Raw genomic sequence first — 16,887 nt, forward strand, 5'->3', positions numbered from 1 at the left:
GGGCGCACGTGAGCGCGCCAGAAGGGCTAACGAGGCGGCTCCCGGGCGGTTCGCTGCACAGGAGTTCGGGCAACGATTCCTTACGAAGCAAGGCGTTCCGCAGAAATGCAGGCGCGCCTTCGGCAATGCTTCCTTACTGGAGCCGCAGCGCATCGACCGACATAAGGCGGCCCATGTCGACCCGCTTTCGCTTCGCCCCGTCCGCCTCTCTCATGCTCGCCGCCGCCCTCGCGGCCCCGCCGGCCATCGCCGCTGACGAGGACTTCCAGGCCTGGCTGTCTGGAACCGGCACGCTCGCCCTGTCGCCGAACATCGACGCCGCAGGCGAGGCGCACCTTCGCTACTACGATGACGCCGGTTATCTGGGCCAGATGCTGCTGCGCCCCAGCGTGACCTACAAGCTGCAGGACGGCTGGTCGCTCACCGGCGGCTACGCCTATGTCCGCACCGATCCCAAGGGCGGCGCGAGCTCCAACGAGCATCGCGCCTGGGAGCAGGTCGGCTATCGCTTCGTCGGCAACGAAAAGATGACGATCACCGGCCGCACGCGCCTGGAGCAGCGCTTCTTCGAAGGCCGCGACGGCACGGGATGGCGCGTTCGCCAGCAGGTGCGCGCGGCGTTCAACCTGCCGCAAGCCGGCAAGGTCCAGGCCCTGGTCTGGAACGAGACCTTTTATTCACTCAACGACACCGACTTTGGACAGCAGTCGGGCTTTGATCAGACCCGCACCTTCGTCGGCGTATCTCTTCCCCTGGCGTCGGGGGCTACGATCGAGCCCGGCTATCTGAACCAGACCGTCTTCCGCGACGGACCGGACCAGTCCAACCACACCCTGGCGGTGAACCTCTTCACCCGCTTCTGAGGCCCGCCCCTCCCACCCGCATCGCCAGGAAGGAACCCAAGGCGCAGCTTTGCGTTCAGTTGCGGCTCGTGTGTGTTACGAGCGTCGCGGGGGCGGCGAAGATGTTCACTCACAAACCATCCGTCCGTCGTACAGTCGACGCACGCACCGGTCTGGCTGCGCTATGGACCGCCCAGGCTGGCTTGGCCTTGGCGCGGAGGCTCTGATGGCTCTTGTGAAGAAGACGGCCCTGGCCAACCGCCCCGCGCCGAAGTCCGACCCCATCGAGCCCGCCACCCCGACCGCGCCCCAGCCTCTGCCCCCCCGTCGCGCGGCGCGCACCAGCAGCGCCAGGGAGCGGATCGGCGCGGCGACCCTCGAGCTGGCCGGCGGCCTGACCCAGGCGGCGGGCGCCGCCGCCGAACTGACCCAGGCCATGAACCTGATCGCCTCGGGTGCTGAAGAAGCGGCCGGCGCGGCTCAAGAATCCCTAGCCGCGGTCGGGGAGATGGCCGGCGCCTTCGAACAGGCCCGCGCCCGCGCCGACCAGGCACGCCACCGCACCCGCGCCCTCGAAGAGCTCGCCGCCGAGTCACGCGTGGCCGTGACCGCGTCGGTCGAGGCCGTCGTCCAGAACGCGCGCCGCCAGACCCAGAGCGTGGAAGTCGTACGCGCGCTGGAGGCTCACGCCGAGCGGATCGGCGGGCTGATCGGCGCGGTCGCAGACATCGCCGAGCAGACCAACCTGCTCGCCCTCAATGCGGCGATCGAAGCCGATCGGGCGGGCGACGCGGGCCTGGCCTTCACGATCCTGGCCGAGGAGATCCGCGCCTTGGCCGACGCGGCGCAGGGACGCTCCGGCGATATCGGGGGCGTCAGCCGCTCCATCGTGACCGGGATCAAGGAGATCGCGACCCGCCTCGAAGCCGCCGCGGCCATCTCGGCCCGGGAGGTCGAGGGGGGCAAGGATGTCGTCGGCGTCCTGGCCGACGTCGCGACGGACCTGACGGCGATGCGCCATGATAGCGAACTGGTGCTGTCCGCCGCCATCGAGGCCGCCGCCGCCATCGAGCAGGCCCGCCGCGGCGCGGAGGTGACCGCCGCCGCCGCCGAGGAGCAGGCGGCCGCCGCAGCGCAGGCGCAGTCGGCCATCGCTCAGCAGACCTACTCCCTTGAGCAGAGCGAACAGGCCGCGTCCGAGCTGGCGCGAATGACCGACCAGATCGCCGCCGGCTCGGTCTCGCCCGAGGCCGTGGGCGCGATCTCCGTGGCGGCCGAGGAGCTGTCCGCCACCGTTCAGGAGCTGTCAGGCTCGGCCAGCCAGATTCTCGTGGCGGCCGACCAGATCAATCGGGGCGCTCAGTCCCAGGCCAGCGCCACCCAGGAAGCCTCGGCGGCCATGGACCAGATCCGCCGCTCCACCCAGTCGACGGGAAAAGGAGCGGCGGCCAACATCCGGCGCACTGGCGCCATGCGCGAGTTGCTGCGCAAGAGCCGCAGCGACATCGAGCGGATGATCGCCGCCGTCCGTCTGGCTCGCGAGGAGACCGACGCGGTCGTGGTTCTGGTGGACGTCCTGGAGGACCAGTCGCGGCGCATTTCCAAGTCGAGCGACGCCGTCACGCTGCTCGCCCTGCGCACCACCATGCTGGCTACCAGCGGCGCCGTCGAGGCGGCGCGCGCCGGCGAGGCCGGGCGCGGGTTCAAGCTCGTCTCCGCCGACGTGCGCAATCTCGCCGAGGCGGCAAGCCGCAACGCCGATGAGGTCAAGGACCTGGTGGACGACGTTGCTCTCGAAAGCGGTCGCGTCCGACGCGATCTGGAGACCGTGGCCCGCGCCGCGGAGGCCGAAGTCGAGCGCAACGCCGCCGTCCTCGACCGTCTCGGCCTCATGGCGCAGGACATCGACACCCTGCTCGCCGGCGCCGAGGAGATCGGTCGGGGCGCGGACAACATCCTGCAGGCCGTCGATCAGGTCGCCCAAGGGGTCAGCCAGATCGCCGCCGCCGCAGACCAGGCCGGTGGCGCTGCGCTTCAGGCGGCAGGCGCGGCGCGTCAGCAGGCGCGGGGCGCCGAGGACCTGGCGGCGGCGATCGAGGAGATCGCCCTGCTGGCCGAAGCCCTCGCCGCGCCGACCGCCTGACATGGCCTCCGCCCGACGCCTCCTTATCCAGACAGGCGCCCTTCGCCTGGCCATCGATGTCGCCCAGGTGCGCGAGATCGCCGCCATGCCCGAGCTTACCTCCTTGCCGAACGGCCCGGCGGCGGCGTTGGGGCTGGCTATGCTTCGGGGCGAACTGACGCCGGTGATCGACCTGGCGCGCCTGGTCGATCCCGCCGCCGCCTCGATCACACCCACACGGATCGTCTCACTCGTCTCGCCCGCCGCCGCCCTTGCCGTCGAGCGCGTCGATGCGCTGGAGATGGCGCAGGACGACGCCGCCTGCAGTCTTCAGATCGACGGTCAGGCGCGGCCGTACGATCTGACGCGTGCGCTGGTCCAGTGCTTCGAAGACGCTTGGCGTCAGACCCGGGCGACGGCCTCGTGATCAAGGTGCTGATCGTCGATGACTCGGCCCTGATGCGCCGGGTTCTGGGAGAGATCCTGGCCGAGGCCGAAGGGTTCGAGCTGGCCTTCGCCCGCGACGGGGTCGAGGCCCTGGAGATGGCGCGAACCTTCGCGCCGGATGTGATCACGCTGGACGTGCAGATGCCGCGCCTGAACGGCCTACAGGTCCTGGACCGACTTATGGTCGAACAGCCCCGGCCGGTGATCATGGTCTCCTCGCTCACCTCGCAAGGCGCGGAGACCACTGTGCAGGCGCTCGAGCTGGGCGCCGTCGATTTCATGCCCAAGCCGTCGGGTCCCGCCAGCCTGCATGTGGATGAGCTGGCGCCGATCCTGATCGACAAGGTCCGGGCCGCGGCCAAGACACGCCCCGCCAAAAGCCGACGCCTGCGCGAGCGCCTGCGGATGCGCGCGCGGCCGCCAGCCCCGCTCAACGCGTCCGCGCGGCGGCTTGAGCCCTCCAGCTCCGGACTGATCATCGTCGGCGCCTCGACCGGGGGCCCCCCGGCCCTGGAAGCGGTCCTGGCGGGGCTGCCCGCCGACCTGCCCTGGCCGGTGGTCATCGCCCAGCACATGCCGGCCAGCTTCACCGCCTCGCTGGCGCGTCGTCTGGACGGGCTTTGCGCCCTGAGCGTCCGCGAAGTGGATGTGCTCATGCCGCTGGAGGCGGGCTGCGCCTATGTGGCGCGCGGCGACGCCGACATGATCGTCTCACGGCGCGGCGAGACCCTGGTGGCCATGCCCGCGCCCGCCGACCCGACCCATCGCTGGCATCCCAGCGTCGATCGGCTTGCCGCCTCGGCGCTCGCCTGCCTGCCGTCCAGCGGCGTGATCGGCGTGCTGCTCACCGGCATGGGCGACGACGGCGCCGCGCAGCTGGCCGCCCTGCACGCCGCCGGCGGACGCACGATCGCCCAGTCCGAAGACAGCGCCGTGGTCTGGGGCATGCCCGGCGTCCTGGTCCGCAAGGGCGGCGCCGGCGCCGTGCTTGATCCCGAGGCGATGGCCGAACAGATCATCGACTGGGTGGCGGCGGCATGACCCAGCACCTGACGCGCGACGAACTGCGGGCGGTCTGCCGCGAGGTTCTGGTCTGGACCGGCATGCGGTTCGATGAGTCCCGCCGCTACTATGTGGAACGGCGTGTCTTCGACCGAATGGACGCCCTGGGCGACCAGACCTTCGGCGACTATTTCGGGCGGGTGGGACGCGACCAGGCCGAGCGTGAGCGGCTGATCAACGCCTTCACGGTCAACGAGACCTATTTCTATCGCGAGGAGCACCAGTTCGCCTGCTTGGTGAACGATCTGCTGCCCGACATCGCCTCCACCCGGCGCCCCGGCGACAAGATCCGGCTGTGGTCGGCCCCCTGCTCCACGGGCGAGGAAGCCTATTCCATCGCGCTTTGGCTGCTTGAGAACTGGCGAATGGTCGACGCCTACCACGTGGAGATCGTCGGCTCCGACATCGACACCGACGCCCTGGACGCCGCCCAGGCCGGCCTCTACGGGGAGCGCGCCCTGGCTCGCCTGCCCCAGTCTGTGGCCGACGCGTATTTCGAGCCGGCCCGCCGTCAGCGCCGCAAGATCATCGACGACCTTCGCGAGTTGGTGACCTTCACCCAGGCCAATCTGATCGACGCCGCCAGCTTGCAGTCCCAGGGTCTGTTCGACGTCATCTTCTGCCGCAATGTGCTGATCTATTTCGACGAGGACGCGCGCCGCCAGGCGGCCGACAACCTCTATGACCGCCTTGCCCCCGGCGGCTATCTTTGCCTGGGCCACAGCGAGGCGATGGCGCGGATCAGCGACCGCTTCGTCACCCGTCGCTTCAAGGACGCCACCGTCTATCAGCGGGCGGCGCCATGATCGACGAGTTGCTCGAGCAGTTTCTGATCGAGGGGCGTGATCAGTGCCGTGACTCGGCCCGAGCCCTGGAGCGCCTGGCCGGCGCCCCCGACGACAGGGCCGCGCTCGAAGCCTGCTTCCGAGCGGTGCACACGCTCAAGGGCTCCACGGGCCTCTTCGATCTGGCGCCGCTGGGCCAGATGCTGCATGCCGCCGAGGACCGGCTGGACGCCGCGCGCCGCGACGGTCGCCTGCCGCCCGCAGAACTGGCGGGCCTGCTGCGCATCATCGATCTTGCCGAGACCTGGCTGGATTACCTGGCGAGCCACGGGGCCCTGCCCGCCGACGCCGCCGACCAGGCCCAAAGCGCCCTGTCCGCCGTCGGGGGGGCCGCGCCGGCGCAGCCGACGACAGCCGGCGCCGTCACCCAGATCCGCTACGTCCCCCGCCCCGACGCCTATTTCGCGGGTGACGATCCGGTGGCGATCATCGCCGCCGTACCCCAGCTGACGCAGCTGCGGCTGGACCTTGGCGAGCCGCACGGCTCCGGCCTCTACGATCCCTTCCGCTGCCGTCTGGTCATCGAGGCCGCCTCGACCGCGCCGCCCGACGCCATCCGCAAGGCGCTGGCCTTTGTCATCGACCAGGTGACCATGGAGACCGCCGCGACTGAGGAGACGTCAGCTGCCGACGCCTCGGCGGATACAGCGGGGCCGCGCACCATGCGTCTGGCGGTCGAGCGCCTCGACGAGATGGCCCGACTGGCCGAGGAGCTGACCGCCGCCCGCAGCGGACTGGCCGACATGGCCGAGGCGGTGGCGCGTCTGCCAGGGGGAATGGAACTTGGCCGTCATTTGTCGGGACGCCTCGCCCGCGTCGCCCGCCTGTCGGACGAGATCCGGGGTGCGGTGGGGCAGGCGCGGCTGGTCCCCCTGTCGGGACTGTTCGAACGCCTGCCGCGACTGGTTCGAACCTTGTCGGAGACGCTCGGCAAGCCCGCAGCCCTGAGCATTTCCGGCGGTGCGCTGGAAGTCGACCGCGCCGTGGTCGAAGGCCTGGCCGATCCCTTCTTGCACGTCCTGCGCAACGCCATGGACCACGGCCTGGAGTCGCCGGAACTACGGTCTGCCTCGGGAAAGCCAGCTACCGGGACGCTGCGCGTGATCGCCCGTCGGCTCGGCGCCGAGGTGGCGATCGACATTCAGGACGATGGCAGGGGCATCGATCTGGAAGCCATCCGGGCACGCGCCATCGAGCGCGGCCTCATCGACGTCGCGTCCGCCACGGGCCTTGGCGACGAGGCCCTGATCGAGCTGATCTTCCACCCCGGCTTCACCACCGCGCGCGAAGCAACTTCCGTCTCGGGGCGCGGGGTCGGCATGGACGCGGTCCGCACGGCGGCCGGCAAACTGGGCGGACGCGTTCAGATCCGCAGCGAGCAGGGTAAAGGCGCGACGGTCACCTTCATCATGCCAGCCTCAATCATGCTGACGCCCCTGGCGGTCGTAAGCTGTGCAGGATCGCGATACGCCCTGCCCCTGGCGGGACTGTCGCACACGATCAGCGCATCGCTTGAAGCGGGGGCGCAGGTCGTGAACGTCGCTGGACGCTTGACGCCTCTGACCCATCTTGCCGACAGGCTCGGTGCGGCGCGGGCGAAGGCCGATAGCGCCAAGGTCGTGCTTCTGGAAGCCGGCGGCGCGGTGGCGGTGGACGCCGTGCACGGCCGCATAGACGCCTCCGTCCGTCCCCTGACCGGCCTTCTGGCTGGCGCGCCCGGCTTCATCGGCTGGGCGGCCGCTGCGGATGGAACGGCCATGCTGGTCCTCGATACGCAGGCCCTGGCGTCATGAGAATCGTGCGGGACGGAACCACGCTTCGCCTTCAGGGCGTCTGCCGGGTGGAGGACGCCGAACCGGTCGCGGCCGCGCTGCAGGAAGGCGGGATCGCCGAGGTCGACCTGTCGGCCTGCGAAGGCCTGCATGGCGCCGTGGTCCAGGCCCTGCTCGTCTTCGGCGCGCCGCTCACCGGCGAGGCGCTCGATCCTTTCACGCGCGCCTTTGTCGCTCCGGCCCTCGCCGAACGGACAGGCCATTTTTCACAGGCTATAGAACAGGCTCACAGAACGCCCGAGGAGAGCAACTGATTATGGGGAACACCGTTCTCATCGTGGACGACAGCAAGCTGGCGCGCATCGTGGTCGCCAAGGCTCTGGACGCACTGCAGCCTGATTGGGTGCGCGTTGAGGCCTCCAGCGCCGAAGAAGCGCTCGAAGTGATCAGCCAGCAAAAGATCGACCTGGCGATTCTGGATTACAATATGCCGGGCAAGGATGGCCTCGCCTTGGCGGAGGACATGCGTGCTCGCTTCCCGCAAATGCCGATCGCCGTCGCCACGGCCAACATCCAAGACGAGATCATCGCCCGGGCTCGCGCTGCGGATGCGGCCTTCATCGCCAAGCCGGTGACACAGGACAGCCTGCGCGGCTTCGTCTCCGGCGCGGCCCTTCGGCTTCGGGCCGCCCAGTGATCGCACAAGGCCGCATCGAGCTGGAGCCGCTGGAGCGCGACGCCCTCACCGAGCTGGTGAACATCGGGGTCAGCCGCGCCGCCGCGTCCTTGCGCAAGATGGTCGGCGAGCAGGTCCTGCTGTCGGTGCCGTCGGTGGAGGTGGTGACGCGCAACAGCGCCGCCGCCCTGATCCGAGAGCGCGAGCAGGGCGAGCTGGTGGCGGTGCTCCAGGACTTCAGCGGCGTGTTTTCCGGGCGCGCCCTGCTGATCTTCCCACAGGCCAACAGCCTGTCGCTCGTCCATGCGGTGACCGGCGGCGCGCTGTCGCCGGAAGAGACCGCCGAGATGGAGCAGGAGGCCCTGGCCGAGACCGGCAATGTGGTCCTCAACAGCTGCCTGGCGACAATGGCCAACATGCTGCAGCAGCCACTGTCCATGTCCCTGCCCGAGGTCATTCGGGGCGACGGATTGGTGCTGTTCGACAGCGAGGGGCAGGGCGACGCTGGCGTGGTGCTGTTCCTCTACATCAACTTCTCCATCAACGACCGCGACATCCGTGGCTACATCGCCATGCTGATGGACCTGCCCTCGCTGGAGGCCCTGCGCACCTTGATCGCGCAATTCATCGCCCGCGTGACGGGAGACTGAGCATGGACCAGGGCGCAGCATCCCCGCAGGAGACGGCCGCTTTCGGCGCCGACGTCCTGGCGCAGCTGCGCGCCCTCGCCGGTCCCGTCTTCGAGGCCCTCGCCGCCAGCGGCGCAGCCATCTGCGTCAGCGATCCTAGGCAGTCGGGCGCACCGATCGTCTTCGTCAACGCCGCCTTCGAGGACCTGACGGGCTACGACAAGGCTGAGCTGATCGGCTACAGCGCCAGGATCCTGCTCAGCGACTCGACCGATGCGAACGTCGTCACCGAGGTGGAGAAGAGCCTTGAGACGCACAAGAGCGCCCGCGCCGATCTTCAGCTGCGCCGCGAGAACGGCCGGTCCTTCTGGTGCCGCATGGCGGTAAGCACCATCGCCGACGCCGACGGTCGCTCGGTCTTCCAGCTCGCCTCGCTCGTCGACATTACGACCGAGCGTCTCGATCCCGATCTGCCCGCCGAACTGCAAAAGGCCCGCCAGGATCTGAAAGCCGCCAAGGAGCGCGTGCGGGTCACCCGCGCCGTCGCCGGCGCCGCGGGCGCATGGGAATGGGATCTGGCCGCCGGCGTGCTGGTGGCCGACGCGCGGTTCGCCGCTCTCTACGGCCTGGACCCGGTGCTGGCAGCCGCCGGCCTGCCCGCCAAGGCCTTCTACGATCCGATTCATCCCGATGATCTTCTACGCATGAAGATCGCCATCGCCGGGGTGAAGAACGGCGCCGAGGTCTTCGTTCGCGACTATCGTGTGGTCAGCGAGGACGGCGCCATAAGGTGGGTCTCGGCGCGTGGCCGCACCTGGCTTGACGACGACGACAGGCCGGCCCGCCTGTCGGGGGTGCTGGCGGACATCACCGACCAAAAGCGCGCCGAGGAGCGCCTGCGGATCGCGCAGTCAGCGGGCGGCGTCGGCACGTTCGAGTACCTCAGCGGGTTTGGCACTGTGGAGGTGTCCGAGCAGTTCTGCCGTCTGCTCGGTCTAAATCCGGCCGAGAGCCTTCCAGTTCGCACAATCAACAGCTTGGTTCATCCGGATGATCCGCCCCTGGTCGGCCAATGGGGTGATCCGGCTTCCGAATTTCAGACCCTTCGCATCTTGCGAGCGGACGACGGGCAGGAGCGGTGGCTGACGGTGCGCGGGGAACATCACGCTCACAACGCAACCGGCGCCGTCAGCTTCACCGGCGTGATCTACGACGTCACCGACGCCAAGCTGGCGGAGACCCGTCTGCGGGTCCTGACCGAGACTCTCGAGGAGAACATCGTCGAGCGCACCCAGGAGCGGGACCGCATCTGGAACCTGTCGCGCGACCTGCTCTTCGTCGCCTCCGCTCAGGGGCGCTTCACGGCGGTGAATCCGGCCTGGTCGATGTTGACCGACGATGTCGACAGCCTGCTCGGCACGATCGTCACGGCCCTGATTCATCCGGACGAAGCCGAGGCGGCCCGAGCTCAGCTAAGGGGCACGACCCAGGACGGCGGCAGCGGCGACTTCGACTGTCGCATGAAGGACGCCACCGGCGCCTGGCGTTGGATCAGCTGGACGATAAGCTCGGACGGCGGCGCGCTCTATGGCGCGGGCCGCGACGTCACCCAGCGCCGGGTGCTGGAGGACCAGCTGCGCCAGGCGCAGAAGATGGAGGCGGTGGGCCAGCTCACCGGCGGCATCGCTCACGACTTCAACAACATGCTGACCGGCATACTCGGCGGCATCGAGATGGTGCGCAAACGCCTGCAGACCGGGCGCACCGAGGACGCAGAGCGCTTCTTGAACACCGCCGCCCAGTCGGGCGAGCGGGCGGCGGCCCTGACCCATCGCCTGCTGGCCTTCTCGCGCCGCCAGACCCTCGACACCCGCGCCACCGACGTCGGCGCGCTGGTCGCCTCGATGAGCGATCTGATGTCGCGGACCATGGGCGAGCAGGTGAAGATCGAGACCAGCATTCCGGACGACCTGTGGCCCGGCGCGGCCGACGCCAACCAGCTGGAAAGCGCCATCCTCAACCTGGCGATCAACGCCCGCGACGCCATGCCCGCGGGCGGTCGCCTGGCCATCACCGTGGCCAACCGGGTGCTGCGCGCCGAGGCGCTCGACCCCGCCGAGGCGATCGCCCCCGGCGACTATGTGGAGGTGTCGGTCTCGGACACCGGGGTCGGCATGCCGCCGGCCGTCATCGCCAAGGTCTTCGAGCCGTTCTACACCACCAAGCCGCTGGGCCAGGGCACCGGCCTTGGCCTGTCGATGATCTACGGCTTCATGCAGCAGTTGAAGGGCGCGGTGCGGATCTCCAGCATCGAGGGGCGCGGCACGACCGTGCGCCTGCTGATCCCGCGCCACCTTGGCCAGGCGCAGGCCGAGCCGGTCAAGACCTTGGCTGCGCCGCAAGGCCAAGGTGAGACCGTTCTGGTTGTCGAGGACGATCCGGCCGTTCGCCTGCTCGTGTTGCAGGTGCTGGAAGAGCTCGGCTATCGCGCCATCGAGGCCGCCGCCGCCGACGAGGCCCTCCCGCGGCTCGAGGGCGTCGAGGCGATCGATCTGATGGTCACCGATGTGGGTCTGCCGGGCATGAACGGCCGCCAGCTCGCCGACCTGGCCCGCCAGGGCCGGCCGGACCTGCCGGTGCTGTTCATCACCGGCTACGCCCACGCGGCCGCGGACGACGGCCTTGCGCTGGAGCCGGGCATGCAGGTGATCACCAAGCCCTTCAACATCGACGAGCTCGGTCGCCGTATCGAAGCGATGATCTCCGCGCGCTGACCCGGCCGCTGATCAGTCGCACGACCCAACCAGTTTGCCGCGAGGCTGGCGGCGGCGAGCGGGTTGAAGCGCATTTTCTGAAATCCTCACGAACGGCGACCTGACGAGAAGTCCGAAGACGTAAGGCGCGATACCCTCGCAAGCGCCAGCTTTGGGTTCTAAGGGGCGGGCACCTCCGGTCTCGATGCACGGCCGTCCGACGACAGCCCATCTTGCCGTTTGGCGCGCTGCGGTGGCATCGGCTGATCTCCGGCCCGCCATCGACGGGGGGCCTCGGCAGTTATGGGAGGCGAGGATCGCCAGTTGATCAGTGATCTCGTCGCCGGCTCGCACCTTCACGACTATAGGAAGTTGCTGCCGTGATATCATTTATTATGTGATGATATCACCCCCTTCGGAGAGCACGTTATGGCCGCCGTTACGGTCCGCAATATCTCAGAGAGAACGCACCGCGCTCTGAAGGCTCGCGCCGCTCGTCATGGGCGAAGCACGGAAGCTGAAATTCGTGAGATTCTGGAAGCCGCCGTGCACCCCGCGGATCGTCCGCGCCTGGGCATGATGTTGTCGGCATTGAGCCGCGACGCCGGACTGACGAATGCCGACTTCGACGCGTTGGAGGCTGCGATTGACCGCAAGCCCGCTGAACCCATGCGCTTCGAATGATACTGCTCGATACGAACGTCGTCTCAGAGGCGATCAGACCCGAGCCCTCCTCGGCCGTCGGCGCCTGGCTGGATCGCCAAGCGCCCGAAACGCTGTTCGTGTCGAGCGTGACGGTCGCGGAAATGTTGTTTGGGGTAAGCGCCCTTCCAGATGGTCGTCGCAAGCAGATGCTCAGACAGGCCGTGCTCGGAATTGTCGATCTGTTCGAAGACAGGATCTTGCCTTTCGATACCGCCGCTGCGCGCAGCTATGCCGATCTGACGGCTAACGCTCGCAAGGTTGGAAGAGGCTTCCCCACGCCTGACGGCTACATCGCAGCAATCGCAGCGGCGAATGGATTTGCCGTCGCAACGCGCGACACCGGTCCTTTCGAAGCTGGAGGTCTGGAGGTCATCGATCCGTGGACCGCAACGTAGGCGTTGATCCGGCATCACCCCGCGTGTTTTGAAGAGACGAGACTAACGGTAGACAACAGCCTGTCCGTTTCCATGGCGAGCGGGCCGATAGGTATCCGGTCATGGGACCAATCGGATTCGTATCAGGCCTGTTTGCTAAGGAGGCGGTGCTGGGTCTGACCAACGTGCGGCCCTGTCCGATAAGGCTGAGTACGAAACACCACTGAAGGCGCGGTCGGCGCAAGATCGATCTCGACCAAATCAGCAAGATCGATCACGCCTGCCGCCTCCCCGCCAGCGGCCTGATCGGCGACTTGATCGCCTAGTTGCGACACCGCGTCTGACGGGCTGACATCTTCGCCCAGAACGCCCCCAAAGAAACGCAGCCCTGCACGCAGAGTCTATGAATGCCTACCGGCCCTCTTGCGCGTTGAAGCTGGATGGCCCGGCTCAAAACCTTCATCACTTCGGACGGCCTTACGGATTTCGTCGTCGCCACGACCTCGCGACCCAAGGCTCTGGCGGCCTGGGGCGTGCGGCAGGACCTTTTCAAGCAGGGAGCGGCGAGGGAGACCGACGAGGCGGCGCTGGTGAGGGCGGCGGCTCAGCAGCCGAATGTCGTCCTGGAGCGGCCCGCCGGCGGCCGGAAGGGCCCCATACGCTTGCCCGCGCCTGAGCCCGCCCCCAAGGTTTCCAAGGCCCAGCAAGCGGCGAAGCGGCGCATCGAGACCATCAAAGCCGAACAGGCGGCGCTCGAAGCGAAAGAAGACGCCGCTCGCGCCGACCTCGCAAAAAGGCGCGCCGCCCTCGATTCAGAGGAGGCGCGCCTCGACAAGCACTACGCCTCTCGCAAGGCCAAGCTGGGCGACCGCCTGGCGGCCGCCCGTCGCAAGGCTTAGGAACGATCCGAGCCGGGCTCGGCCATCTTGCGATGCTGCTCGGCCAACACGCTTTGCGGCGTCACCGCCGCCATGGCCGCCTGCATCTTGTTCTTCCAGCCAGCGACCACGTCGCCCTCGCCCTTCATCATCGCCTCGAAGCCGACCTTGGCGACATCGGCCGGATCGTCCTTCTTCGGATCGGAGCCGACCTTGGTGTCGAGCAGATCGGCGCGTTCGAAAAAGTCGGTGTCAGTCGGCCCGGGCATCAGGCAGGTGACGGTCACGCCCGTATCCTTCAACTCATTGCGAAGGGCCCAGGAGAAGCTGTCTATGAAGGCCTTGGTGCCGTTGTAGACGGCTTGGAAGCTGCCAGGCATCAGGCCGGCGATGGAGCCGGTGATCAGGATGCGGCCTTGATCGGCGTCGCGCATGCGGCGGGCCAGGTGGTGCAGCAGATAGATCGTGCCGGTGATGTTGGTGTCCACCACATGCATGATTTCGTTGAAGTCCTGGTCGAGAAAGGCGTGGCCAAGGCCACGGCCTGCATTGGCCATCAGGGCGTCGACCTGACGGCCGGCGATCACGTCGAGCAGCTCATCGACGCCTTCGGTGTCGGAAAGATCGACGTGGACCGCCTCGACGGCGACGCCATGGGCCGAAAGGGCCTGACGGGCCTCCACGATGGACGCCTCGTCGGCGGCGATGATCAGGTCATAGCCGTTTTGGGCCGCCAGCTTGGCCAACTCGTAGCCGATGCCGCTGGAGGCGCCGGTGATGACGGCGAGAGGTCGGATATCGGTCATTGGACAGCTCCCTTGCTCCAGTCCGGCTTGAGCACCACCTTGGTCGTCTCGTTCTGCTTTTCCTTGAACATCTTGTAGCCCTCCACGGCGTCTTCCAGCGGCAGGCGGTGGCTGATCAGGAAGGTGGTGTCGATCTGGCCTTCGCCGATCATCTCCAGCAGCTGGCGGCTGTAGCGCTGGACGTGGGTCTGGCCGGTCTTGATCTGCAGACCCTTCTGCATCAGGGCGCCGATCGGCAGCTTGTCGCCGACCCCGCCATAGACGCCGGGAATGGAGACGCGGCCGCCCTTGCGGCAGGCCATGAGCACCTCGCGAAGGACATGTTGACGGTCGGTGCCCATGCGGGTGGCGGCCTTGACCGCGTCCATGACGTTGTCGATGGCGAAGCCGTGGCTTTCCATGCCGACGGCGTCGATGCAGGCGTCCGGACCGATGCCGCCGGTCATCTCCATGAGCGCCTCGCGCACCTTGACGTCATGGTAGTTGATCACTTCGGCGCCCATGGATCGGGCCAGCTCAAGACGATGCGGGTAATGGTCGATGGCGATCACGCGATGGGCGCCTTGCAAGAAGGCGCTCTGGATCGAAAACAGGCCGACCGGGCCGCAGCCCCAGACCGCCACGGTGTCGCCAGGCTCGATGTCGCAGTTTTCCGCCGCCATCCATCCCGTGGGCAGGATGTCGGAAAGGAACAGGACCTTATCGTCCTCCAGGCCGTCCGGGATGACGATGGGACCGACGTCCGAATAGGGCACGCGCACGTATTCGGCCTGGCCGCCAGCATAGCCGCCGGTCATGTGCGAGTAACCGAACAGGCCGGACATGGGATAGCCGTAGGCGATCTCGGACATGTCGGCCTTTTCGGCCGGATTGGAGTTGTCGCAGGCCGAGTAGAGCGTCTTCTCGCAGTGGAAGCACTTGCCGCAGGCGATCACGAAGGGGACCACCACGCGCTGGCCCTTCTGCAGGGTGCTGCCCGGCCCGGTTTCGACAACCTCGCCCATGAACTCGTGCCCGAGGATGTCGCCCTTATGCATGGAGGGGATGTAGCTATCGTAGAGGTGCAGGTCAGAACCGCAGATGGCGGTCGAGGTGATCTTGATGATCGCATCGCGGGGATTGACGATCTTGGGGTCCGGAACGGTCTCCATCCGGACGTCGTGCTTTCCGTGCCAGGTCAGGGCGCGCATGGGGTCTCCTTGAAATCTGGGATCAGGCGCGAGGCGCCGCGTCGGGGGCTTGCGAGGTGGAGATCTCGCCGGTCTCCATGAGCTGTTTGAAGCGGCGCAGATCGTGGCGCGCCTGCACCTTGGGCTCTTTCAGGAAGAGCTTGGCGATCAGCTTGCCAAGGTCGCCGCCGGGCGGGTCGTAAACGATGGTGGCGGTCACTTCGGCGCCGCGCCCTGGCGGCGCGTCGCGAAACTCGATGCGGCCGGCGTTCTTGATGTCGGCGTCCTTTTCGGACTCCCAGGCGATCACCGCGCCGTCCTGCTCCTCGGTGATGACCGAGGTCCACTCGACGGTCTTGCCGGCCGGCGCTTCGACCGTCCAACGCGAGCGGCGGTCGTCGAGGACCTCGACGGCCACGATGTTCTCCATGAACAGCGGAAGATTCCGAAAATCTCGCCAGAAGGCGAACAGCTCGGCGCGGGGGCGGTTGATGGTCACGGTGCGACCGACGAGGGAGGCTTGATCCCAGTCCCGCGCCTCAGCCGCCTGATGGGCGACGTCGCGCTGATGCACCGCGGCGGTCAGGGGCGCATCGCTTTGCAGGGCGCGCTCCAGGTTTTTTTCTTGGGAAGACATCCGGCTCTCCTGGCTTATCCGTGCGATCCCAACCCTGCCGCCATCCGGCTTGTTCCCAAGGCGGCGCTTGCGGGCCTTGGGAACATGTCGGTCGCCGGAACCTTCCTGGGGGACAGGTTCGCAAAGCCGTGGAGGACCGCCCATGTCCAATCAGGAACAGACCTATCTGGTGCGCCGATCCGGCGAGCGCGCCGGACGTCTGGTTCAAGCGCAAAGCATTGAGGAGGCGGCGGTCGCCTGGCTGGAGGTCGCCGACGCCGAGGACGGCGAACTGTCCGTCATCGTTCGTCCCTGTGACGGTCACGACGAGCATTGCCTGGTGATCGACCTGGGCACGGGAGAGACCCGCCAGTGCTAGGGCGCGCCATCATGCTGCGGGATCGGTGAAGCGTGCGCATCGCCACCTTCAACATCAACGGCGTCAACGGCCGCCTTCCTGCCCTTCTGCAATGGCTGGAGGAGACAGCGCCGGACGTGGTCTGTCTGCAGGAGTTGAAAGCGCCGCAGGAACGTTTTCCCGCCGCCGCCCTGGAGCGGGCGGGCTATGGCTCCATATGGCGGGGCCAGACGCGGTGGAATGGCGTGGCGATCCTGGCGCGTGGCGCCGAGCCTCAGCCGATCCTTTCGCGCCTGCCCGGCGAGGCGAAGGATGATCAAAGCCGCTATATCGAGGCGGCCGTGCAGGGCGTGGTGATCGCCGGGCTTTATCTGCCCAACGGCAACCCAGCGCCGGGTCCCAGGTTCGACTACAAGCTGCGCTGGTTCGACCGCCTCCAGGCGCGGGCCGACGTCCTGCTCGCCGCCGATGTGCCGGCGGTTCTGGCCGGGGACTTCAACGTCATGCCCACGGATCTGGACGTCTATGCGCCCGAGCGCTGGCGCGATGATGCGCTCTTCAGACCGGAGGTTCGCGCCGCCTATGCGCGGCTGGTCGACAGCGGTTGGACAGACGCGATCCGCAAGCTGCATCCGGGGAAGCGCATCTACACCTTCTGGAAGTATCTGCGACAAGCCTACGAGCGCGACGCTGGCCTTCGCATCGACCATCTGCTGCTCAGCCCGACCATCGCTCCGAGCCTGCGAGCGGCCGGCGTGGACCGCTTCGTCCGCGGGCGCGACAAGCCCAGCGACCATGCGCCCGTCTGGATCGAGCTGAATTTATCCGAATAG

At 67.8% G+C, this 16,887-nt stretch carries 18 protein-coding genes; 15 read left to right on the plus strand and 3 right to left on the minus strand.

From position 1 onward, the window contains the following. Positions 1 to 173: 173 nt before the first annotated feature. From ABOZ73_RS07345 to ABOZ73_RS07405, 13 genes are all read left to right on the plus strand, one after another. Complete coding sequence (locus tag ABOZ73_RS07345) at positions 174 to 863, plus strand: DUF2490 domain-containing protein (protein ID WP_369061955.1); 690 nt, start codon at positions 174 to 176, stop codon at positions 861 to 863. Between the two features lie 205 nt (positions 864 to 1,068). After that, positions 1,069 to 2,985 carry a methyl-accepting chemotaxis protein gene (locus ABOZ73_RS07350; protein ID WP_369061957.1) on the plus strand — a complete coding sequence of 639 codons (1,917 nt, stop codon included), beginning with the start codon at positions 1,069 to 1,071 and terminating at the stop codon, positions 2,983 to 2,985. 1 nt (position 2,986) lies between these two features. Further along, the gene (locus ABOZ73_RS07355) at positions 2,987 to 3,391 is read left to right on the plus strand and encodes a chemotaxis protein CheW (RefSeq protein ID WP_369061958.1); all 405 of its coding nucleotides are present in this window, start codon (positions 2,987 to 2,989) and stop codon (positions 3,389 to 3,391) included. Continuing rightward, positions 3,388 to 4,452 (plus strand): chemotaxis-specific protein-glutamate methyltransferase CheB, encoded by a 1,065-nt coding sequence (cheB, locus tag ABOZ73_RS07360; RefSeq protein WP_369061960.1) that lies wholly within the window; start codon positions 3,388 to 3,390, stop codon positions 4,450 to 4,452. The genes ABOZ73_RS07355 and cheB overlap by 4 nt, the downstream gene beginning before the upstream one ends. Next, positions 4,449 to 5,279 carry a protein-glutamate O-methyltransferase CheR gene (locus ABOZ73_RS07365; protein ID WP_369061962.1) on the plus strand — a complete coding sequence of 277 codons (831 nt, stop codon included), beginning with the start codon at positions 4,449 to 4,451 and terminating at the stop codon, positions 5,277 to 5,279. The genes cheB and ABOZ73_RS07365 overlap by 4 nt, the downstream gene beginning before the upstream one ends. Further along, complete coding sequence (locus tag ABOZ73_RS07370) at positions 5,276 to 7,111, plus strand: chemotaxis protein CheA (protein WP_369061964.1); 1,836 nt, start codon at positions 5,276 to 5,278, stop codon at positions 7,109 to 7,111. The genes ABOZ73_RS07365 and ABOZ73_RS07370 overlap by 4 nt, the downstream gene beginning before the upstream one ends. Next, positions 7,108 to 7,404 (plus strand): hypothetical protein, encoded by a 297-nt coding sequence (locus tag ABOZ73_RS07375; protein ID WP_369061966.1) that lies wholly within the window; start codon positions 7,108 to 7,110, stop codon positions 7,402 to 7,404. The genes ABOZ73_RS07370 and ABOZ73_RS07375 overlap by 4 nt, the downstream gene beginning before the upstream one ends. 2 nt (positions 7,405 to 7,406) lie before the next feature. Continuing rightward, a complete protein-coding gene (locus ABOZ73_RS07380) occupies positions 7,407 to 7,787 on the plus strand; it encodes a response regulator transcription factor (protein WP_369061968.1) in 381 nt (126 codons plus the stop codon). Continuing rightward, positions 7,784 to 8,416 (plus strand): chemotaxis protein CheX, encoded by a 633-nt coding sequence (locus ABOZ73_RS07385; RefSeq protein WP_369061970.1) that lies wholly within the window; start codon positions 7,784 to 7,786, stop codon positions 8,414 to 8,416. Before ABOZ73_RS07380 ends, ABOZ73_RS07385 begins: the two co-directional genes overlap by 4 nt. A gap of 2 nt (positions 8,417 to 8,418) precedes the next feature. Next, complete coding sequence (locus ABOZ73_RS07390; RefSeq protein WP_369061972.1) at positions 8,419 to 11,169, plus strand: PAS domain S-box protein; 2,751 nt, start codon at positions 8,419 to 8,421, stop codon at positions 11,167 to 11,169. A 408-nt stretch (positions 11,170 to 11,577) separates the two neighbouring features. After that, positions 11,578 to 11,832, plus strand: a complete 255-nt coding sequence (locus tag ABOZ73_RS07395; protein WP_369061973.1) for a plasmid stabilization protein — start codon at positions 11,578 to 11,580, stop codon at positions 11,830 to 11,832. After that, positions 11,829 to 12,248, plus strand: a complete 420-nt coding sequence (locus ABOZ73_RS07400; RefSeq protein ID WP_369061975.1) for a type II toxin-antitoxin system VapC family toxin — start codon at positions 11,829 to 11,831, stop codon at positions 12,246 to 12,248. Before ABOZ73_RS07395 ends, ABOZ73_RS07400 begins: the two co-directional genes overlap by 4 nt. 419 nt (positions 12,249 to 12,667) lie before the next feature. Next, the gene (locus tag ABOZ73_RS07405; protein WP_369061976.1) at positions 12,668 to 13,126 is read left to right on the plus strand and encodes a hypothetical protein; all 459 of its coding nucleotides are present in this window, start codon (positions 12,668 to 12,670) and stop codon (positions 13,124 to 13,126) included. On the opposite strand, the gene ABOZ73_RS07410 is transcribed toward ABOZ73_RS07405, so the two are convergent. The 3 genes from ABOZ73_RS07410 to ABOZ73_RS07420 are packed head-to-tail and all read right to left on the minus strand — an operon-like array spanning position 13,123 to position 15,717. Beyond that, positions 13,123 to 13,911 (minus strand): SDR family NAD(P)-dependent oxidoreductase, encoded by a 789-nt coding sequence (locus tag ABOZ73_RS07410; RefSeq protein ID WP_369061977.1) that lies wholly within the window; start codon positions 13,909 to 13,911, stop codon positions 13,123 to 13,125. The two genes, ABOZ73_RS07405 and ABOZ73_RS07410, sit on opposite strands and share 4 nt — an antisense overlap. Beyond that, entirely contained in the window at positions 13,908 to 15,101 is a 1,194-nt protein-coding gene (locus tag ABOZ73_RS07415) for a zinc-dependent alcohol dehydrogenase (RefSeq protein ID WP_369061979.1), read from the minus strand. The genes ABOZ73_RS07410 and ABOZ73_RS07415 overlap by 4 nt, the downstream gene beginning before the upstream one ends. Positions 15,102 to 15,123: 22 nt before the next feature. Further along, the gene (locus ABOZ73_RS07420; RefSeq protein WP_369061981.1) at positions 15,124 to 15,717 is read right to left on the minus strand and encodes an SRPBCC family protein; all 594 of its coding nucleotides are present in this window, start codon (positions 15,715 to 15,717) and stop codon (positions 15,124 to 15,126) included. A gap of 142 nt (positions 15,718 to 15,859) precedes the next feature. Here ABOZ73_RS07420 and ABOZ73_RS07425 point away from each other — a divergent pair, with 142 nt between their 5' ends. Next, entirely contained in the window at positions 15,860 to 16,075 is a 216-nt protein-coding gene (locus tag ABOZ73_RS07425) for a DUF5961 family protein (RefSeq protein WP_369061983.1), read from the plus strand. Positions 16,076 to 16,107: 32 nt separating this feature from the next. Continuing rightward, positions 16,108 to 16,887: an exodeoxyribonuclease III gene (gene xth / locus ABOZ73_RS07430; protein WP_369061985.1), complete on the plus strand. Its 780-nt coding sequence runs from the start codon at positions 16,108 to 16,110 to the stop codon at positions 16,885 to 16,887.

Origin of the sequence: Caulobacter sp. 73W (assembly GCF_041021955.1) — a bacterium.
GTDB lineage: Bacteria > Pseudomonadota > Alphaproteobacteria > Caulobacterales > Caulobacteraceae > Caulobacter.

What these genes read in the sequence shown, in the direction of transcription:
- ABOZ73_RS07375 (WP_369061966.1), top strand. Translation starts at nt 7,108, where the DNA reads ATGAGAATCGTGCGGGACGGAACCACGCTTCGCCTTCAGGGCGTCTGC.
- ABOZ73_RS07425 (WP_369061983.1), top strand. Translation starts at nt 15,860, where the DNA reads ATGTCCAATCAGGAACAGACCTATCTGGTGCGCCGATCCGGCGAGCGC.
- ABOZ73_RS07380 (WP_369061968.1), top strand. Translation starts at nt 7,407, where the DNA reads ATGGGGAACACCGTTCTCATCGTGGACGACAGCAAGCTGGCGCGCATC.
- ABOZ73_RS07405 (WP_369061976.1), top strand. Translation starts at nt 12,668, where the DNA reads ATGGCCCGGCTCAAAACCTTCATCACTTCGGACGGCCTTACGGATTTC.
- ABOZ73_RS07370 (WP_369061964.1), top strand. Translation starts at nt 5,276, where the DNA reads ATGATCGACGAGTTGCTCGAGCAGTTTCTGATCGAGGGGCGTGATCAG.
- ABOZ73_RS07395 (WP_369061973.1), top strand. Translation starts at nt 11,578, where the DNA reads ATGGCCGCCGTTACGGTCCGCAATATCTCAGAGAGAACGCACCGCGCT.
- ABOZ73_RS07350 (WP_369061957.1), top strand. Translation starts at nt 1,069, where the DNA reads ATGGCTCTTGTGAAGAAGACGGCCCTGGCCAACCGCCCCGCGCCGAAG.
- ABOZ73_RS07365 (WP_369061962.1), top strand. Translation starts at nt 4,449, where the DNA reads ATGACCCAGCACCTGACGCGCGACGAACTGCGGGCGGTCTGCCGCGAG.
- ABOZ73_RS07415 (WP_369061979.1), bottom strand. Translation starts at nt 15,101, where the DNA reads ATGCGCGCCCTGACCTGGCACGGAAAGCACGACGTCCGGATGGAGACC.
- ABOZ73_RS07400 (WP_369061975.1), top strand. Translation starts at nt 11,829, where the DNA reads ATGATACTGCTCGATACGAACGTCGTCTCAGAGGCGATCAGACCCGAG.
- ABOZ73_RS07355 (WP_369061958.1), top strand. Translation starts at nt 2,987, where the DNA reads ATGGCCTCCGCCCGACGCCTCCTTATCCAGACAGGCGCCCTTCGCCTG.
- ABOZ73_RS07410 (WP_369061977.1), bottom strand. Translation starts at nt 13,911, where the DNA reads ATGACCGATATCCGACCTCTCGCCGTCATCACCGGCGCCTCCAGCGGC.
- ABOZ73_RS07420 (WP_369061981.1), bottom strand. Translation starts at nt 15,717, where the DNA reads ATGTCTTCCCAAGAAAAAAACCTGGAGCGCGCCCTGCAAAGCGATGCG.
- ABOZ73_RS07390 (WP_369061972.1), top strand. Translation starts at nt 8,419, where the DNA reads ATGGACCAGGGCGCAGCATCCCCGCAGGAGACGGCCGCTTTCGGCGCC.
- ABOZ73_RS07345 (WP_369061955.1), top strand. Translation starts at nt 174, where the DNA reads ATGTCGACCCGCTTTCGCTTCGCCCCGTCCGCCTCTCTCATGCTCGCC.